The sequence below is a fragment of the Acuticoccus sediminis genome (assembly GCF_003258595.1).
GTDB lineage: Bacteria > Pseudomonadota > Alphaproteobacteria > Rhizobiales > Amorphaceae > Acuticoccus > Acuticoccus sediminis.
The window spans coordinates 52254-69938 of the sequence record NZ_QHHQ01000006.1; the positions used below are offsets into that span (position 1 = coordinate 52254).

A 17685-nucleotide genomic window follows, 5' to 3' on the forward strand; every position below is an offset into this window, starting at 1 on the left:
GTTGCTGGTCCGGTTCGAAGGCGCGCATGCGAGAGATCGTTATCGTCGGTTTCCCCAAATGCGGGACGTCGGCCCTCATCCGCGGGTTCGAGAAGGAGGACGACGTTCACGTCATCCGCTCCCCGAACGGCTCCGTCGACGCATGCTTCCCCGACCGGACCAACCTGCCGGACGACAAGCTCGTCGTGCACAAGTGCCCGTCCTACGTCCTCAGCCGGACCGACCTCGAGGCGCTGCGTGACCAGGTGGGCGGGGCGGACATCGTCCTGTGTTTCCGCCCGCTGCCGCGGGTGCTCCTCTCCTGGCACAACATGCACCGGCGCATCGCCCGCAACGGCACGCATCCGAACCATTTCGTCCACCGGGAACCGGAGTTCTGGGCCAACTGCTCGGTCGACGACTACTACCGCAAGAGCGTCCACCGCTTCCGGGTCGACCTCTTCTTCGACCAGCTGACACGCGTCTTTCCCGCCGAGCGGATCACGGTGGTGGCGCAGGAGCGGATGGCGCGCTCCGTCGGCAACGTGGTGAAGGTGCTGAAGGGCGAGGAGCCGGCGGAGCCGGAGCAACGCCGCACCTACGTCGGCTACGCGGACCGGACCGAGGTCGAGATCGACCCTGAGATCCTGGCCGCGCTCGACGAGACCTACGCGCGGTTCCTCGACCGCGTGGCGCAATCCGGGGTCCGTACTTTGGTCTAGGACACACCCAACCAAAGGATTGGGCCTAACCGCGCTTGGCTTGGCGTCGTTTTCTTGCCAGCGTCATGGCGCGCCAGTAGAACGCGCTGAACGGGAGGATTCTTATGGCCAGTGAACCGACTTACGCCCTCGTCGACGATAACGGGAACCCGCCGCGCACGGAGTTCGAGGAACACGTGCAGACCTACGAGGCGTTTATCTCGCTCATAAAGTGGGGGGTCGGAATCATCGTGGTCATCTTGATCGCCATGGCCGTCTTCCTCCTATAATAACGCACGCGACAGTTAAGTTCGCGACGGGAGGTTACGCTTGAAGATCGCCGTTCCGGCCGAGGCCGAAGACACGCGCGTTGCCGCAACACCGGACGTTGTGAAGCGCTACGTCAATGCCGGCGCCGAGGTCGCAATCGAGAGCGGGGCGGGCGCACAGTCGCGCGTGCCCGACGAGGCGTATCGTGCAGCCGGTGCCACCATCGCTCCGACGGCCGAGGCGGCCGTCGGCGGTGCCGATGTCATCCTGACGGTGCGCCGTCCGTCCCCGTCCGTCGTGGCGGCGGCGAAGAAGGGTGCCTTCGTCATCGGCGCGCTCGATCCCTACGGCGACCTCGACGGGTTCAAGGCGATGGCCGAGGCCGGTCTCTCCACGGTCGCGATGGAGCTCATGCCGCGCATCACCCGCGCGCAGTCGATGGACATCCTGTCGAGCCAGGCGAACCTCGCCGGCTACCAGGCGGTGATCGACGCCGCCGAGGTCTACGACCGCGCCATCCCGATGATGATGACGGCCGCCGGTACCGTGCCCGCCGCCAAGATCTTCGTGATGGGTGCGGGCGTCGCCGGCCTCCAGGCGATCGCGACGGCGCGCCGGCTCGGTGGCGCGGTCTCCGCGACGGACGTGCGTCCGGCCGCGAAGGAGCAGGTCGCCTCGCTCGGCGCGAAGTTCATCGCGGTGGAGGACGAGGAGTTCAAGGCCGCGGAAACCGCCGGCGGTTACGCCAAGGAGATGAGCGAGGGCTATCGCAGGAAGCAGGCCGAGCTCGTCGCCACGCATATTGCCAAGCAGGACATCGTCATCACCACGGCCCTCATTCCGGGCCGGCCGGCGCCGAAGCTGATCTCGTCCGAGATGGTCGCCTCGATGCAGCCGGGCTCGGTGATCGTCGACCTCGCGGTCGAGCGCGGCGGCAACGTCGAGGGCTCCGTCGCGGGTGAGGTGGTGACCGTCGGTCCGACGACGATCATCGGCCACCGCAACGTTCAGGGCCGCATCGCGGCCTCCGCGTCGCTGCTTTACGCCAAGAACCTTTTCACATTCGTCGACACGGTGCTCCTCGACAAGGAGAAGGCCTTCGCGCCGAAGTGGGACGACGAGCTGATGACGGCGACCCTGCTGACCAAGGACGGTGCGATGGTGCATCCGCGGTTCGGCGGCACGGCACCGGCAGCACCCGCCCAGAGCGCGAGCACCGCGGGCTGACGCCCGATCGACCCAACGATATCTGAGCCGCGGCCAGTGATGCCGGAACGGCGACCAGGGAAGAGCGAATGAACGAGGACAACGCCGGCGCCGCCATGGAAGCGGCGCGCACCGCCGCCGAAGCCGCCGCGCGGTCGAGCGACGCCGCGCAGGCCGCGACGGCCGCTGCGAAGGCGGCCACGCAGGCGGCCGACGCATCCCACGCGGCCTCGATCGCGGCGGATGCGGCGGGTCATGCCGCGCTCCAGGCCGACGCTCTCGCGGCGGCGGCCAGCGCCGCCACCCACGGCCAGATCGACCCGACCATCTTCCGCCTCGCGATCTTCGTGCTGGCGATCTTCGTCGGCTACTACGTCGTGTGGTCGGTGACGCCGGCGCTGCACACGCCGCTGATGAGCGTCACCAACGCCATCTCCTCGGTGATCGTCGTCGGCGCCCTGCTCGCCACCGGCGTCTCCTTCGCCGACGCGGAGGGCGCGCTGTGGGCCAAGCTGTTCGGCTTCATCGCGCTCATCCTCGCGTCGGTGAACATCTTCGGCGGCTTCCTCGTCACCCAGCGCATGCTGGCGATGTACAAGAAGAAGCGATGACGGTGGGCCGGCCCCCCTCGACTCCCGCACCTGTCGCGGAATGAGCCACGGCGCTTCGCGCGCTGCCAATTCTTGCGCTCCGCGCGCCAACGATAATCGGATTGACCCGAGATGAGCCCCAACCTCGCCGCCATCCTCTACCTGATCTCCGGCGTGCTGTTCATCCTCGCGCTGCGGGGACTGTCGCATCCGGAAAGCAGCCGTCAGGGCAACCGCTTCGGCATGATCGGCATGGCGATCGCCATCCTGACCACGCTGGTCCTGGCGGCGCCGGACATCATGGGCTGGCTCCTCATCATCGTCGGTGTCGGCATCGGCGGGGCGATCGGCGCCATCATGGCGCGGCGCATCCCGATGACGGCGATGCCGCAGCTCGTCGCCGCCTTCCACTCTCTGGTGGGCCTCGCCGCGGTGTTCGTGGCCGCCGGCGCGCTCTATGCGCCCGAGGCGTTCGGGATCGGCACGCCCTACCACATCAAGACGCTGTCGCTGATCGAGATGGCGATCGGCGCGGCGATCGGCGCTCTGACCTTCACCGGCTCGGTGATCGCCTTCGCCAAGCTCGACGGGCGCATGTCCGGCAAGCCGATCATCCTGCCGCTGCGCCACTTCATCAACGCCGGGCTGCTGATCTTCCTCCTCATGGTCGTCGTCTGGTTCGTGGGCGCCGACCAGATGGTGCTGACACAGCGTTTCCTGTTCTGGGTCATCGTGCTGGCGGCGCTGGCGCTGGGCGGCCTCATCATCATCCCCATCGGCGGCGCGGACATGCCGGTCGTGGTGTCGATGCTGAACTCCTACTCGGGCTGGGCGGCGGCCGGCATCGGCTTCACCCTCGGCAACACGGCGCTGATCATCACCGGCGCGCTCGTCGGCTCCTCGGGCGCGATCCTGTCCTACATCATGTGCAAGGGCATGAACCGCTCGTTCATCTCGGTGATCCTGGGCGGCTTCGGCGGCGAGACGACGGGACCGGCGGGCGACCTCGGCGACCGGACCGTCAAGCAGGGCTCGGCCGAGGACGCGGCCTACATCATGAAGAATGCCGGCTCCGTGATCATCGTGCCGGGCTACGGCATGGCGGTGGCGCAGGCACAGCACGCGCTGCGCGAGATGGCCGACTCCCTCAAGGAGGCGGACGTGTCGGTGAAGTACGCGATCCACCCCGTCGCGGGCCGCATGCCGGGCCACATGAACGTGCTGCTCGCCGAGGCGCAGGTGCCCTACGAGGAGGTCTTCGAGCTCGAGGACATCAACTCCGAGTTCGCGCAGACCGACGTCGCCTTCGTGATCGGCGCCAACGACGTGACCAATCCCGCCGCGCGCGACGACCCGTCCTCGCCCATCTACGGCATGCCCATCCTCGACGTGGACAAGGCCAAGACCGTGCTCTTCGTCAAGCGTTCGCTCGGCTCCGGCTATGCGGGCATCGACAATACGTTGTTCTATAAGGACAACAACATGATGCTGTTCGGCGACGCGAAGAAGATGGTCGAGGAGATCGTCAAAGCGCTCTGACGGCGTCACCTTCTACCTCCGAGGACCGTCCATGCGCATTGTGATGATCGTTTACCCGCCGACGCTGCGGGAAAAGCTGCCGGCCGCCATCGGCCACGACGTCGAGATCGTGACGCTTCCGAACGAAGCCCGGAACACGCCCGACTTCGACATCGAGTTCCAGCCGGACGACGTCGTCATCTCGATGGAGATGGACCGTCCGGGCGGGACCATGCCGCCGGTGGCGCTGCTTCAGCTCCCCGGCGCCGGCACGGACCGCGTCGCCATGGAGACGCTGGCGCCGGAGACGACGGTCTGCAACGTCTACGACCACGAGATCCCGATCGCCGAGTACGTGCTCGCCGCGATGCTGGAGTGGGAGATCGGGCTCGCAAGGATGCGGGCGAGCTTCACGGCGCAGACGTGGCCGGAGTTCTCACGCTTCCGCACCATGCACGGCGAGCTCTACGGCAAGACGCTGGGTGTCGTCGGCTTCGGCCGCATCGGCCGCGAGGCGGCCAAGCGCGCGGCGGCCTTCGGGATGACGGTGCTCGCGGTGGCGCGGCGGCCCGACGGTGGTCCGGCGGACGAGGTGCACCCGAGCGACGCGCTCGCCGAGGTGCTGCCGCGGTGCGACTACGTCCTCAACACGCTGCCCCTCAACGACGTCACCAAGGGGATCTTCGACGCCAGGATGCTGGCGGCGATGAAGCCGACGGGCGTGATCATCAACGTCGGCCGCGGCGAGACCATCGACGAGGAGGCGCTGTTCAACGCGCTTTCCAGCAAGTCGATCGGCGGCGCGATCATCGACGTCTGGTACCAGTATCCGCGCAGCAAGGGGGACAAGCCGGCGCCCTCGCGGTTCGACTTCTTCGGTCTCGACAACGTGATCCTGACGCCGCACTCCTCGGCGATCACGGACGCCCTGTGGTCGCGCCGCGCGGCGACGATCGCGGAGAACATCCGCCGCGTCGAAGCCGGCGAACCGCTCCTCAACGTGGTGCGTCCGGGCATCTGAGACGAAGGCGCGCCGGGGTCCCCTCGCAGGTCCCGGCGCGTTCGGGCAGTGAGCGTGGCCGCCCGTGTGGCGGGCGTCAGCGCACCCGCGTCATGGTGAAGGGCTGACCGACCGACGGGGCACAGGAGAGCTGGCGCGTGGTGACGAAGACGCACTTCGCGGCGCGGCTCTCGTTGGCCGCGATCGACGTCCAGGACAGCGTGATCCCGTCCGGGCTGCGGGCGTAGCGGCCGTCGGCCACGACGGTCTCGCCGGTGCCGGTGAGGCGGGAGGTGAAGGCGCCGTTGTTGAAATTGGCGATGAAGACGCCGTCGTCCGAGCTCCAGTTGCCGTCGATCGACGAACCGGACCCGCCGGTCACACAGCCGGCCAACAGAAGGCTCAGCCCCAGGACGGTGACGATGGCGCGCATGTTCGGTTCCTCTCAGTAGGCTCGGTGAGTGGTCCGTTCGGAATGTGACGAGCTTGCCGGGGCGCCAATCGTGGCGCAACGGGGGCGGTGGATCCGGAGGGGGTAGGGGCGTGAGTTCGCAGGGTTTTGCGGCCTTCATGCAACGGATCGTTGCCTATTCTTGCGCCCCGCCGAGAGATCCCGATCGACTGTCCGATTTGGGATGAAATGCATGCCAATCCGGGCGGCGGTCCCGGCGTGCCGGGCCGCGTCCGGACGCGTGCCGAGCGTCCCCCGCAGATGCCGATTCCGTGTTAGCTGACCGTCCTGCCGGGCGCCGGGATGCCCGGCGTCACCTGAGGGACGGACGACGATGGGCTGGAACGGATGGGATGGCGCGGCCGAGGGCGTGCGCCGGTGAGCGGGGTCGAGATGCGGCCGGCGGAGCAGGGCGACATCGCCGCCATCGTCGGCCTCCTGGCGGACGACGTGCTGGGGGCGAGCCGCGAGACGGTGAGCGATCCGCCCCTGCCGCAGTATGTCGCCGCGTTCGAGGCGATGGCGGCGAACCCGTACGACCACCTCATCGTCGCGGTCGACGGGGGCGAAGTCGTGGGGTGCGCGCAGCTCACCGTGCTGAGCGGGTTGAGCCGGCGCGGCTCGAGGCGCGGGCTCATCGAGGCCGTGCGGGTGGCATCCTCCCATCGTGGCCGGGGGCTCGGCGAGACGCTCATCCGCCATGTGATGGCGCTGGCGCGGTCGGAGGGGTGTGCGCTCGTGCAGCTCACCTCCGATGCCTCCCGCACCCGCGCGCACGCCTTCTACGAGCGGCTCGGCTTCAAGAAGAGCCACGTGGGGATGAAGCTGGAGTTCTGAGGCGGCCCGCAGGCGGGCATGGTTCGGGATGGACCGAAACGTGGGCACGGGCTAACAGGGTAGGCGAGGCGACAACGCCTCCAACGACGGGAGCTCTGTCCGTGCCAGGCCCACATCCCGCACCCATCGATCCTCCCCCGCACATCGCCGACATGGCGACCCGATTCCGGGCATTGCACGAGGACTTCCTCGTGCTGCCGAACCCGTGGGACGCGGGGAGCGCCAAGCTCCTCGCCGAGGCGGGCTTCTCGGCGATCGCCTCCTCGTCGGCGGCGTGCGCGTGGACTATGGGCAAGCCCGACGGATCGCTGAACCGCAAGAGCGCCGTCGCCCACGCCGCGACGCTGAGCGCCGCCGCCGGCCTGCCGGTCAACGGCGACTTCGAGAGCGGCTACGGCGAGACGCCGGCGGAGGTCGCCAAGACGATCGAGGCCGCCATCGACGCGGGCGTCGCGGGCTGCTCGATCGAGGATCTCGTCTCGGACCGGCCGGAGCCGCTTTACGACCGCGTCGTCGCCTGCCGCCGGCTAGAGGCGGCGCGCGACACCATCGAGCGTGCCGGCAGCGACTTCGTGCTGACCGGACGCTGCGAGGCTCTGGCGCCGTTCGGCAAGGACGGGCTGACGGAGGCGCTGGAGCGCATCCCGCTCTACGTCGAGGCGGGCGCGCACGTGATCTACGTGCCGTATCTCACCGAGGCCGCGGAGGTCGAGGCCGTTCTGGAGGCGTCGAGCGTGCCGGTCAGCGTCATCGCCGGGCTCGGCGGCGTGAGCAACGACCTCGCCGCGCTGAGGGCCCTCGGCGTCAGGCGGATCACGCTGGGCTCGAACCTCTACAAGGTGGCGCTCGGCAGCTTCCTCACCGCCGTGGACGCGCTCGCCGACGGGCGGGTCGAACTGCCCGGGGCGGTGCCGAGCGCGCGCGTCAACGGCGCCTTCGCCAGGCCGCGCCCGGGACACGGGCCGGCGTCGGGATCCTGAGGTGGAGGCGGACGACCTCATCGACCTGTTCTCGCCGCTCGGTCCGGTCTCGGTGAAGCGGATGTTCGGCGGCAAGGGGGTCTGGGCCGACGGGGTGATGTTCGCGCTCGTCGCCTACGGCGAGGTGTACCTCAAGACCGATGCCGAGACGCAGGAGATGCTGGCGGACGCCGAGCCGTTCAGCTTCCGCCGCGGCGAGAAGGTCATCGCGACGAGCTACCGCCGCCTCCCGGCCGAATGCTTCGACGATCCCGACGAACTGGTCCGCTACGCCGGTGCTGCCCTGGAGGCGGCCCGGCGCGGCGCCGCCGCGAAGCCGCCGAAGACCCCGAAGGCGCGGGGGCGGCGGCGGGCGGTGTCCTAGGCGACTGCCGGTGACGATGTGACTGGAACGAGAGACGAGTGCCCCGACGGGGTTGAAGGAGATGAGACGATGCTGATCCGTCCGATCACCGAGGCGGATGCGCCTGCCGTTTGGTCGATCATCGAGCCGATCATCCGCGCCGGCGAGGAATACGCGCTGGACCGCGACATGAGCGAGGCGGACGCGCTGGCGTACTGGATCGCCAGCGACCGCGAGACCTTCGTGGCCGAGGTCGACGGCGAGGTGCTGGGCTCCTACTACATCCGGCCCAATCAGGCCGGCGGCGGGCGCCATGTGGCCAACTGCGGCTACGCTGTCGCGGCGGCGGCGCGCGGGCGGGGGATCGCGCGCGGGATGTGCGCCCATTCGCTGAGCCATGCACGCGAGCGGGGCTACCGCGCCATGCAGTTCAACTTCGTCGTCGCGACCAACGTCCGCGCCGTCGGGCTGTGGGCGTCGATGGGGTTCGAGACGCTGACGCGCCTTCCCGGAGCATTCATGCACCCGGCCGCGGGGGAAGTGGACGCGCTGGTGATGTTCCAGCGCCTCGACTGACGCGGTCAGGCGGAGGCGCCGGGGGCGCTCGGGCTTCACCGGGGAACAACAGGCTGGGATCCGCAGTGCCGTGGTCGCGCGGCGGTCAGGCCGTGGCGGTCAGGGTGGCGGCGGCCTCGTTCGAGCGGGGATGCCAGAGGCCGCGGGCGATCGCTTCGCCGAGCCGGGCGGTCATCTCGGTCCACGCGGCGGGGTTGTTGGCCTTCATGAACGCGGCGACCGTCTCGTCGGCGACGAAGGCGGCGTAGGTGGCGTCGAAGTGATGGTCCTTCACGGCGCCCGTGGTGGCGGCGAAGGCGAACATGTAGTCGACCGTCGCCGCCATCTCGAACGCGCCCTTGTAGCCGTGCCGCATGACGCCGGCGATCCACTTCGGATTGGTGACGCGGCCCCGCACGACGCGGGCAATCTCCTCCTCGAGGGTGCGCACGACGGGGCGCTCGGGGCGGGAGTGGTCGTTGTGGTAGACGGCCGGCCGCGTGCCGCGCTCGCGCTGCACGGCGGCGGTGAGGCCGCCTTCGAACTGGTAGTAGTCGTCCGAATCGAGGAGGTCGTGCTCGCGGTTGTCCTGATTGTGGAGCACCGCTTCCACGGTGGCGAGGCGCGTCCGTAGCGCGTCGCGGTCGGGGGTTCCTTCCGCGCGGGCGCCGTAGGCGTAGCCGCCCCAGACGGAGAAGGCTTCGGCGAGGTCGTCCCGCGTCTCCCAGCCGCCCTCGTCGATAAGCGCCTGGAGGCCTGCGCCGTAGGCACCGGGCTTCGAGCCGAAGATGCGGTGGCCGGCGCGGGCGGCCGCCTCGTCCTCCGGGGTGCCCCCGGCGAGGAGGGTCTCGCGCTCGGACCGCATGCGGGCGGCGATGGGGTTCTCGGCGGCGTCCTCCTCGAGCGCGCCGATGGCGCGGGCGGCGCGGTCGAAAAGCGAGATCTGGTCCGGGAAGGCGTCGCGGAAGAAGCCGGAGATGCGCAAGGTGACGTCGATGCGCGGGCGGCCGAGGACCGCGAGCGGGGTGATCTCGTAGCCGGTGACGCGGCGCGAGGCCGGGTCCCAGAGCGGTTTGGCGCCGATCAGGGCGAGGGCCTGGGCGATGTCGTCGCCGCCGGTGCGCATGTTGGCCGTGCCCCAGCAGGAGAGGGCGATGGACGTCGGCCAGTCGCCGTGGTCCTGCAGGTGCCGGGTCAGGACCAGCTCGGCCGAGCGGCGGCCGATCTCCCACGCCGCCGGGGTCGGTACCGAGCGCGTGTCGACGGAGTAGAAGTTCCGCCCGGTCGGGAGCACGTCGGGGCGGCCGCGGCTCGGCGCGCCCGAGGGGCCGGGGCGCACGAAGCGCCCGTCGAGCGCGGTGAGGACGCCGGCGATCTCACGCGGCCCGCAGGCGTCGACCGCCGGGGCGAGGCGGGTGCCGATTTCGGCGAGCACGGCGGCCGTGGCGGTCCACCTGGGCGGGCAGGGCGCGCCGTCGATCAGGTCCGCGGCGAGCCCCTCGAGGCGCTCGATGGTGTCGCCCTCGGTGCGCCACGGGGCGGCGGAGGCGCCGAGGGCGTCGGGGCGCGGGCCGGTCCAGGGCGTGCTCATGGCCGACGCGAGCGGGTCGAAGCCGAGCGCGAGGTCGGCGGCGAGCGCGCGCAGGAGGGATGCGTCCCCGGGCTGTTCGCCGCGAGGGGTGCGCACCAGGGCGGCGAGGAGGTCGGTGCGCAGCCGCCCCTCGGGCGATCGGCCGAAGACGTGCAGGCCGTCCCGGATCTGCAGTTCCTTCAGCTCGCACAGCCACGCGTCGAGGCGCTCCAGCGCGTCCTGCTCGGCGAGGCCGGCGAGGCCGATGTCCTCGGCGAGGCCGCTGGTGGCGGCGAGGTCCAGGATTTCGCGGGCGAGGTGCCGGGTGCGGCGCGCGTCGCCGCCGGAGGCTTCGTAGTACTCGTCGACCAGCGCCTCGAGGTCGCGCATCGGGCCGTGGCTTTCGGCGCGCGTCAGCGGCGGGGTGAGGTGGTCGACGATGACGGCCTGGGCGCGGCGCTTGGCCTGGGCGCCCTCGCCGGGGTCGTTGACGATGAAGGGGTAGACGTGGGGCAGCGGGCCGAAGACGGCCTCGGGGAAGCAGCGGTCCGAGAGGGCGAGCGCCTTGCCGGGCAGCCACTCGAGGTTGCCGTGCTTGCCCATGTGGATGACGGCGTCCACCTCGCCGCGCAGAAAGGCGTAGAAGGCGAGATAGCCGTGCGGCGGGACGAGGTCCGGCGCGTGGTACGTCTCCTTCGGGTCGATGTTGTAGCCGCGCGCGGGCTGGATGCCGACGAGGACGTGGCCGAGCCGGACCAGCGGGAGGCCGAATGCGCCGGAAGGGGTGGCGGGTCCGGACGGAGCGGGGGCAGGAGCGAAGAAGGGGTCGGCCTCGGGCTCGCCCCAGCGCTCGGTGACCGCGTCGCGGACCTCCTGCGGGAGGCGGGCGAAGAACTTCGCGTAGGCGTCCAGCGGAAGCGTGACGGTCGCCGGGTTCTGCGGGTTGGCGTTCGTGGGGGCGCGTTGCAGGCGCTCGACCAGGGCGTTGCCGTCCGTGGGGAGCGGGCCGGTGGCGTAGCCGGCGGCCTGCATCGCCTCGAGAAGCGTGACGGTGCCGGCCGGGGTGTCGAGGCCGACGCCGTTGGCGAGGCGGCCGTCGCGGTTGGGGTAGTTGGCGAGGACGATGGCGACGCGGCGGTCGGCCGGGTCGGCCGGGAGCGTCGCCCAGCGGCGGGCGAGCTCGGCGACAAAGCGGACGCGCTCCGGCTCCGGCTCCGAGCGCACGACGTTGCACTCGGTACGCTCGTCCCACCGGGCGAGGGCCTTGAAGGCGATGGCGCGGGTGACGATGCGCCCGTCCACCTCGGGGAGCGCGACGTTCATGGCGAGGTCGCGCGCGGTAAGGCCCTGCGCGCCGGACTCCCACGCGGCCCGGGTGGAGCCGGAGAGGATCGCCTGGAGGACGGGGGCGCCGGTTTCGTCGAGCACGGTACCGCCGTCGGAGCCGGGCGTGCTCGCCGCGAAGGCGGTGGTGTTGAGAATGACGCCGGGGCTCGCCTTGGCGAAGGTGCCGCGGATGACCTCCTGGCTGGTCGCGTCCTTCAGCGACGCGGCGAAGAGGGGGAGCGGGTTGAGGCCTTCGGCGCGCAGCGCGGCGGCGAGGGCGTCGATGGGACCGGTCTGCCCGCCCTGGACGAGCGCGCGGTAGAAGGTGATGGCGGCGACCGGCGCGCCCGGGGTCCAGGTGGCGGCGAGATCCTCGAACGAGGCGATCCCGGTGCCGGGCAGCCAGATCCCGGCAGGCGGCAGTGGCTCGGGCGGGCCGGGCCTGGGCGCGTCGTCGAGGATGGCGCGCGCGCGGTCGAGGAACCGCGCCGCGTTCTGGGCGCCGCCTTCGACGAGGTCGTGCCAGAGGGCCACGGCGTCCCCGGCGTCGAGGGTGGAGAGGGCGGCGAGCTCGGGATCCGGGCGGGCGTCGCCCGGGAGGGCGGCGAAGTGGATACCGTGGCGCCGGGCGGCCGCGTGGAGTGCGTCGAGGCCGTAGGGGAAGTAGCCGCGCCCGCCGAGGACGCGCGCAACGATGAGGCGGGCATGCCGTCCGGTGCGCTCGATCCACTGGTCGACGCTCATCGGGTGGGCGAGGCGCATCTGGTTGACGAGGCGCAGGCCCGGCGCGTCGGCGGGGCGCGCGGACTGGGCGGCGGCGAGGGAGGCGAGCTCCGTGTCCGCCGCGGAGAGGACGCAGATGTCGGCGGGCGTCTGGCCGAGGTCGATCGCCTCGCCCTCGTCGGCGATGGTGCCGCGCTGTGCGAGGAGGAGGTGCATCAGGCGGAGAGCCGCTCTCCGACGGCCGCCTCGATCTCGTTGCGGATGGCGCTCTCGTTGACGCCGGCCTCGGCGATCACCACGAGCTGGGTCGCGCGCTCGCCCGGCTGCCACAGGCGATCGAAGCTCGAGGCGAGGCGCGCGCCGACGCCCTGGACCACCATTCGCATCGGCTTGCCGGGAACGTCGAGGAAGCCTTTCAGGCGGAGCACGTCGTGGCGTGCCACGATCTCCTTCAGCATCGCGACGAAGCGGTCCGGGTCGGGGATCGCCGGGGCGTCGACCACGAAGGAGTGGAACTCGTCGTGGTCGTGCTCCCCGCCGTCCTCGTGCTCCATCTCGTGGTGGGACTTGCGGCCCGCGATGAGGGTCTCCGTCGCGGCGCCGAGGCCGAGGAGGACCTCCGGCGGGAGGTGGCCGGCAGGGGACACGACGTGGGGCGCCGGGGTCGAGTGGGCGACGGTCTCCCTCACGGCGTCGAGCGCGGCGGGCTCCAGCGTCTCGACCTTGTTGAGGACGACGAGGTCGGCGGCGCGGAGCTGATCCTCGAACAGCTCCTCCAGCGGCGACTCGTGGTCGAGCGACGGGTCGGCCTGGCGCTGGGCGTCGACGGCCGCGGGGTCGGAGGCGAAACGGCCGGCGGCGACGGCGGCGGCGTCGACCACGGTCACGACGCCGTCGACGGTGACGCGCTCTGTGATACCGGGCCAGTTGAAGGCCTGTACGAGCGGTTGCGGCAGCGCGAGGCCGGAGGTCTCGATGACGATGTGGTCGGGCCGGGCGGGGCGCTCCAGAAGCGCGGTCATCGTCGGGATGAAGTCGTCGGCGACGGTGCAGCAGATGCAGCCGTTGGTGAGTTCGATGACGTCGTCCTCGCCGCACGTCTCGATGCCGCAGCCCTTCAGCACTTCGCCGTCGACGCCGAGGTCGCCGAACTCATTGATGATGAGCGCGATGCGGCGGCCGTCGGCCTTCTCGAGGAGGTGACGGATCAGCGTCGTCTTGCCCGCGCCGAGGAAGCCGGTGATGACGGTCGCGGGGATCTTCTCGGTGCGCACAATCAACTCTCCGTTTCGCCAGAGCGTATCCCACGCGCAGGGCGCGATGGGAAGGCGACGGGTCGGAAAGGCGTGGATGGGGCCCGTTGCGTCCGGACCGGGGCGGGTGCCGCCTGCGGACGATCGTGGCGTCAGCGGCCGGGACCGGTGACGCCTGTGCGGAACCGCGCGAACCGCGGTTCCGTGGACCAGACGAGGGGCCGCCCGCGCGTGGGCGGCGGGGGCCGGCGGCCCCGGCCGTCAGGTCAGCGGCCGGTGAAGGTCGGCTTGCGCTTCTCCAGCATGGAGGAGATCGCCTCCTTGTGGTCGGCGGTCGCGTGGCCGAGGGCCTGCTTGGCGGCGGAGATTTCGAGGAGGGTCGGCAGGCTCACCTGGCCGGCTTCGCGCAAGAGGCGCTTGGTCATGCGCACCACATGCGGCGGATTGACCGCGATGCGGCGGGCGAGGTTCCTCGCCTCGGCCATCAGGTCGTCGGAGGTGACGACGCGGGAGACGAGGCCGCAGGCGAGCGCCTCCTCGGCGTCGACGGGGTCGCCGGTGAGCGCCATCTCGCACGCCTTGGAGAAGCCGACGATCCGCGGCAGCAGCCAGGCGCCGCCGTCGCCGGGGATGATGCCGACCTTCACGAAGCTCTCGGCGAAACGGGCGTTGTGCGAGCAGATGCGCAGGTCGCACATCAGCGTGAGGTCGCAGCCCGCACCGATCGCCGGGCCGTTGACGGCGGCGATCACGGGAACCTCCAGCGCCTCCATCGCCAGCGGGATGCGCTGGATGCCGTAGCGGTAGTTGCGGCGCGTCTGGGCGGGGAGCTCGTCGGCGAGGCCGCCGGGACCGGACATCGTCTTGAGGTTGCCGCCGGAGGAGAAGGCCGGCCCCGCTCCGGTCAGGATGACGACGCGCACGTCGATGTCGCGGTCGGCCTCCTCCAGGCGGTCGAGCAGCGCCTCGATCATGTCGTGGTCGGAGATGGCGTTGCGTGTGTCGGGGCGGTTCAGGGTGATCGTTGCGATGCCGTCGTCGTCGCGCTCGTAAAGGACCGGGTCGGTCACGCTCGTCTTCCTCCGTCTCGTGTCGTCTTTTGCCATGGCGGTACAGCACTCGGCCGGCAAATGCGAGCCGTTCGAGGGACGCGGCGCCGTGGCACTTGCGCGGGGCGGCAGAACGCGGCGGGATACGGAAAAATCTCGGGAGGGCGAGGATGTTGAACCGGAAGGTAAGCGTGCGAGGGCGTGCCCGGTGACGGGGCCATTGAAGGGCGTAAAGGTCGTCGAGTTCGCCGCGATCGGTCCTGTTCCGCTGGCGGGAATGCTGCTCGCCGATCTGGGCGCGGACATCGTGCGCATCGAGCGCACGGGGGTCGCGACCATCGATCCGGACGACATCGCCTCCCGCGGGCGGCGCTTCGTGGCGCTGGACCTGAAGGATCCGGCGGGGATCGAGGACGCGCTGCGTCTGATCGGGGCGGCGGACGTCCTGATGGAGGGCTTCCGGCCCGGCGTGATGGAGCGGCTGGGGCTGGGGCCGGACATCGTCGCGGCGCGCAATCCGGAGTTGGTCTACGGGCGCATGACGGGCTGGGGGCAGGACGGGCCGCTCGCCAAGGCGGCCGGGCACGACATCAACTATATCGCGCTGACGGGCGCGCTGGCGGCGATCGGGACGCCGGACGAGCCGGTGCCGCCGCTCAACCTCATCGGCGACTACGCCGGCGGGACGATGTACCTGGTGATGGGGATCCTCGCGGCGCTGGTGGAGCGGCAGGCGTCGGGGCGCGGCCAGGTGATCGATTGCGCGATGGTCGACAGCGTGCCGGGGCTCCTGACCATGTTCCACATGCTGGTGCGCAAGGGCCGGCAGGTGGAGGCGCGGCAGTCGAACTTCCTCGACGGCGGGGCGCATTTCTACCGGACGTACAAGTGCGCTGACGGGCGGTTCATGTCGGTGGGGGCGATCGAGCCTCAGTTCTATGCCGAGCTGAGGCGGATCGCGGGGCTCGACGATCCCGCGTTCGACGCCCAGTGGGACACGGCGGCGTGGCCGGCGCTGCGGGAGCGGATGGAGCGTGTCTTCGCGGCACGGACGCAGGCCGAGTGGTCGGGCCTGTTCGAGGGGACGGACGCGTGCGTGGCGCCGGTCCTGACGATGAGCGAGGCGCCGGCGCATGCGCACATGGCCGCGCGCGGCGTGTTCGCCGAGCGGGACGGGAAGCTGGAGGCTTCGCCGGCGCCCCGGTTCTCGCGTTCCACTCTCGAGCTGCCGGGCAAGGCGGCCGAGGCTGCGACTACGGTCGGGACCGTGCTGGACGGCTGGGGCGGGTGAACCCCGGTCGGCCCGGTTTCTCAGGAGTGTCGGCCCCCCCGGTTCCTGAACGCGGCTTTGGCCGATAGGCTGGGCCGGACGAGATCGGGGGCCGGGCGGGCGATCGGGCGCCGCGGGAAGGCCGTCAAGGGACGAAACTAGAAATTTTCGTTCGCGTAAATGGAACGAAATGCCGGTTTCTGTCCTATGTTCCCTGGGTGAGTTCACCCGGGTAGTGCAGCGAAGAGGGAAACACGCTTCATGTGTGGCATCTGTGGCGAGGTGCGGTTCGACGGCTCGGCGGCGTCGGTTCCAGCGGTGGTCAAGATGGCGGACGCTATGGCGCCGCGTGGGCCTGACGGTCAGGGAATCCTGGCGCGGGACGGGTTCGCCTTCGGCCATCGGCGGCTGACGATCATCGACCTGTCGGTCCGCTCGTCGCAACCGATGACGGACCCGGAGCTCGGCCTTTCGATCGTCTTCAACGGCTGCATCTACAACTACCCGGAGCTGCGCGCGGAGCTGGAGGGGAAGGGCTACCGCTTCTTCTCGTCCGGTGACACGGAAGTGATCCTCAAGGCGTATCACGCCTGGGGGATCGACTGCGTGAAGCGGTTCCACGGGATGTTCGCGTTCGTCATCCACGAGCGCGAGACGCAGCGCGTGGTGATGGGGCGCGACCGGTTCGGCATCAAGCCGTTCTACTATGCCAACGGGCCGAAGCGGGTGCGCTTCGCGTCGTCGCTGCAGGCGCTGCTCGCGGCAGGCGAGGTGGACACCTCGATCGATCCCGTGGCGCTGAACCACTACATGTCGTTCCATGCCGTGGTGCCGCCGCCGCGTACCATCCTGTCCGGGATCCGCAAGCTGCCGCCGGCGACGGTGCGGGTGATGGAGCCGAACGGCGAGTTCAAGGACAACGTCTACTGGCGTGTCAGCTACGAGCGGACGGCCGAGGACCTCAAGGTGTCGGGCGAGGAATGGCGCGACCGGGTGATGGCGGCGCTGAAGCTGGCCGTCGACCGCCGGATGGTCGCCGACGTTCCGGTCGGCGTGCTGCTGTCGGGCGGTGTCGACTCCTCGGTGATCGTCGCGCTGCTGGCACAGGCGGGGCAGAAGGACCTCAAGACCTTCTCGATCGGCTTCGAGGACGCGCACGGCGAGGTCGGCAACGAGTTCGAGTTCTCCGACATCATCGCCAAGCGGTTCGACACGGACCACCACCGCATCTACGTGCCGTCCTCGGAGATGATCGAGAACCTGCCGCTGGCGGTCGGCGCGATGCCGGAGCCGATGGTCTCATACGACAACATCGGCTTCTTCCTGCTGTCGCGGGAGGTGGCCAAGCAGATCAAGGTCGTGCAGTCCGGGCAGGGCGCGGACGAGATCTTCGGCGGCTATCACTGGTACCCGCCGATGGCATCGGCCAACGACCCGCTGGCGGCGTACTCGAAGGCGTTCTTCGACCGCGACTACCGGCGCATGACGGAGGAGGTGGCCTCTCCCTACCTCGCCGACCACGATGCGGCGCTGGACTACGTGCGCGAGCAGTTCGCGATCCCGGGTGCGGACGATCCGGTCGACAAGGCGCTGCGGATCGATTCGACGGTCATGCTCGTTGATGACCCGGTGAAGCGGGTGGATGCCATGACCATGGCGTGGGGGCTGGAGGCGCGGGTGCCGTTCCTCGACCACGAGCTCTGCGAGCTCGCGGCGAAGATCCCGGCCGAGCACAAGCTGAAGGACGGCGGCAAGGGCGTCCTGAAGGACGTCGCGCGGCAGCTGGTGCCGAACGAGATCATCGATCGCAAGAAGGGGTATTTCCCTGTACCGGCTTTGAAATATATTTCAGGTCCGGTGAAGGAGATGGTCGAGGACGTCCTGGGCGCTTCGGCCGCCAAAACGCGTGGGTTGTTCAATCCCGCGTATTTGGACAAGCTGCTGGCGGATCCGCCGGCACACATCACGCCGCTGCGGGGGTCGGAACTCTGGCAGGTTGCGCTCCTCGAGATGTGGCTACAGTCCCATCGGATCTGAGGTTTTAATGTCCGAAGCTGCAGTGGT

The 17685-nt window shown here is 70.1% G+C and carries 16 protein-coding genes; 12 read left to right on the forward strand and 4 right to left on the reverse strand.

Going from position 1 to position 17685, the window contains the following annotated elements; all coding sequences use genetic code 11:
* Positions 1 to 26: 26 nt before the first annotated feature.
* From DLJ53_RS24255 to DLJ53_RS24280, 6 genes are all read left to right on the forward strand, one after another.
* Positions 27 to 701 carry a hypothetical protein gene (locus DLJ53_RS24255; RefSeq protein WP_111350071.1) on the forward strand — a complete coding sequence of 225 codons (675 nt, stop codon included), beginning with the start codon at positions 27 to 29 and terminating at the stop codon, positions 699 to 701.
* 104 nt (positions 702 to 805) lie between these two features.
* Positions 806 to 970, forward strand: a complete 165-nt coding sequence (locus tag DLJ53_RS24260; protein ID WP_111350073.1) for an aa3-type cytochrome c oxidase subunit IV — start codon at positions 806 to 808, stop codon at positions 968 to 970.
* A gap of 40 nt (positions 971 to 1010) precedes the next feature.
* Positions 1011 to 2177, forward strand: coding sequence for an NAD(P) transhydrogenase subunit alpha (locus tag DLJ53_RS24265; RefSeq protein ID WP_111350075.1), 1167 nt, complete (start codon positions 1011 to 1013; stop codon positions 2175 to 2177).
* 95 nt (positions 2178 to 2272) lie between these two features.
* Entirely contained in the window at positions 2273 to 2767 is a 495-nt protein-coding gene (locus tag DLJ53_RS35795) for a proton-translocating transhydrogenase family protein (RefSeq protein WP_111350622.1), read from the forward strand.
* A 111-nt stretch (positions 2768 to 2878) separates the two neighbouring features.
* Entirely contained in the window at positions 2879 to 4285 is a 1407-nt protein-coding gene (locus DLJ53_RS24275; RefSeq protein ID WP_111350076.1) for an NAD(P)(+) transhydrogenase (Re/Si-specific) subunit beta, read from the forward strand.
* A gap of 31 nt (positions 4286 to 4316) precedes the next feature.
* Positions 4317 to 5285: a 2-hydroxyacid dehydrogenase gene (locus DLJ53_RS24280; RefSeq protein ID WP_111350078.1), complete on the forward strand. Its 969-nt coding sequence runs from the start codon at positions 4317 to 4319 to the stop codon at positions 5283 to 5285.
* 76 nt (positions 5286 to 5361) lie between these two features.
* Here DLJ53_RS24280 and DLJ53_RS24285 read toward each other — a convergent pair whose 3' ends face one another.
* Entirely contained in the window at positions 5362 to 5697 is a 336-nt protein-coding gene (locus DLJ53_RS24285) for an Omp10 family outer membrane lipoprotein (RefSeq protein ID WP_111350080.1), read from the reverse strand.
* A 396-nt stretch (positions 5698 to 6093) separates the two neighbouring features.
* On the opposite strand from DLJ53_RS24285, the gene DLJ53_RS24290 reads away from it, so the two are divergent.
* The 4 genes from DLJ53_RS24290 (at position 6094) to DLJ53_RS24305 (ending at position 8451) form a co-directional block, all read left to right on the forward strand.
* Positions 6094 to 6552 carry a GNAT family N-acetyltransferase gene (locus DLJ53_RS24290; RefSeq protein ID WP_111350082.1) on the forward strand — a complete coding sequence of 153 codons (459 nt, stop codon included), beginning with the start codon at positions 6094 to 6096 and terminating at the stop codon, positions 6550 to 6552.
* A 152-nt stretch (positions 6553 to 6704) separates the two neighbouring features.
* The gene (locus tag DLJ53_RS24295) at positions 6705 to 7532 is read left to right on the forward strand and encodes an isocitrate lyase/PEP mutase family protein (protein ID WP_111350083.1); all 828 of its coding nucleotides are present in this window, start codon (positions 6705 to 6707) and stop codon (positions 7530 to 7532) included.
* Between the two features lies 1 nt (position 7533).
* A complete protein-coding gene (locus tag DLJ53_RS24300) occupies positions 7534 to 7896 on the forward strand; it encodes a TfoX/Sxy family protein (protein WP_111350085.1) in 363 nt (120 codons plus the stop codon).
* 69 nt (positions 7897 to 7965) lie between these two features.
* Positions 7966 to 8451: a GNAT family N-acetyltransferase gene (locus DLJ53_RS24305; RefSeq protein ID WP_111350087.1), complete on the forward strand. Its 486-nt coding sequence runs from the start codon at positions 7966 to 7968 to the stop codon at positions 8449 to 8451.
* 85 nt (positions 8452 to 8536) lie between these two features.
* Here DLJ53_RS24305 and cobN read toward each other — a convergent pair whose 3' ends face one another.
* The 3 genes from cobN to DLJ53_RS24320 all read right to left on the reverse strand — a co-directional run bounded on the left by cobN (position 8537) and on the right by DLJ53_RS24320 (position 14372).
* Entirely contained in the window at positions 8537 to 12265 is a 3729-nt protein-coding gene (gene cobN / locus DLJ53_RS24310; protein WP_111350089.1) for a cobaltochelatase subunit CobN, read from the reverse strand.
* The gene (cobW, locus tag DLJ53_RS24315) at positions 12265 to 13323 is read right to left on the reverse strand and encodes a cobalamin biosynthesis protein CobW (protein ID WP_111350090.1); all 1059 of its coding nucleotides are present in this window, start codon (positions 13321 to 13323) and stop codon (positions 12265 to 12267) included. Before cobW ends, cobN begins: the two co-directional genes overlap by 1 nt.
* 245 nt (positions 13324 to 13568) lie before the next feature.
* Positions 13569 to 14372: a crotonase/enoyl-CoA hydratase family protein gene (locus DLJ53_RS24320; protein ID WP_211100674.1), complete on the reverse strand. Its 804-nt coding sequence runs from the start codon at positions 14370 to 14372 to the stop codon at positions 13569 to 13571.
* Between the two features lie 199 nt (positions 14373 to 14571).
* Here DLJ53_RS24320 and DLJ53_RS24325 point away from each other — a divergent pair, with 199 nt between their 5' ends.
* Both DLJ53_RS24325 and DLJ53_RS24330 read left to right on the forward strand, forming a co-directional pair.
* A complete protein-coding gene (locus DLJ53_RS24325; RefSeq protein WP_202913337.1) occupies positions 14572 to 15642 on the forward strand; it encodes a CaiB/BaiF CoA transferase family protein in 1071 nt (356 codons plus the stop codon).
* A gap of 240 nt (positions 15643 to 15882) precedes the next feature.
* Positions 15883 to 17658: an N-acetylglutaminylglutamine amidotransferase gene (locus DLJ53_RS24330; protein ID WP_111350096.1), complete on the forward strand. Its 1776-nt coding sequence runs from the start codon at positions 15883 to 15885 to the stop codon at positions 17656 to 17658.
* The last annotated feature ends 27 nt before the right edge of the window (positions 17659 to 17685 follow it).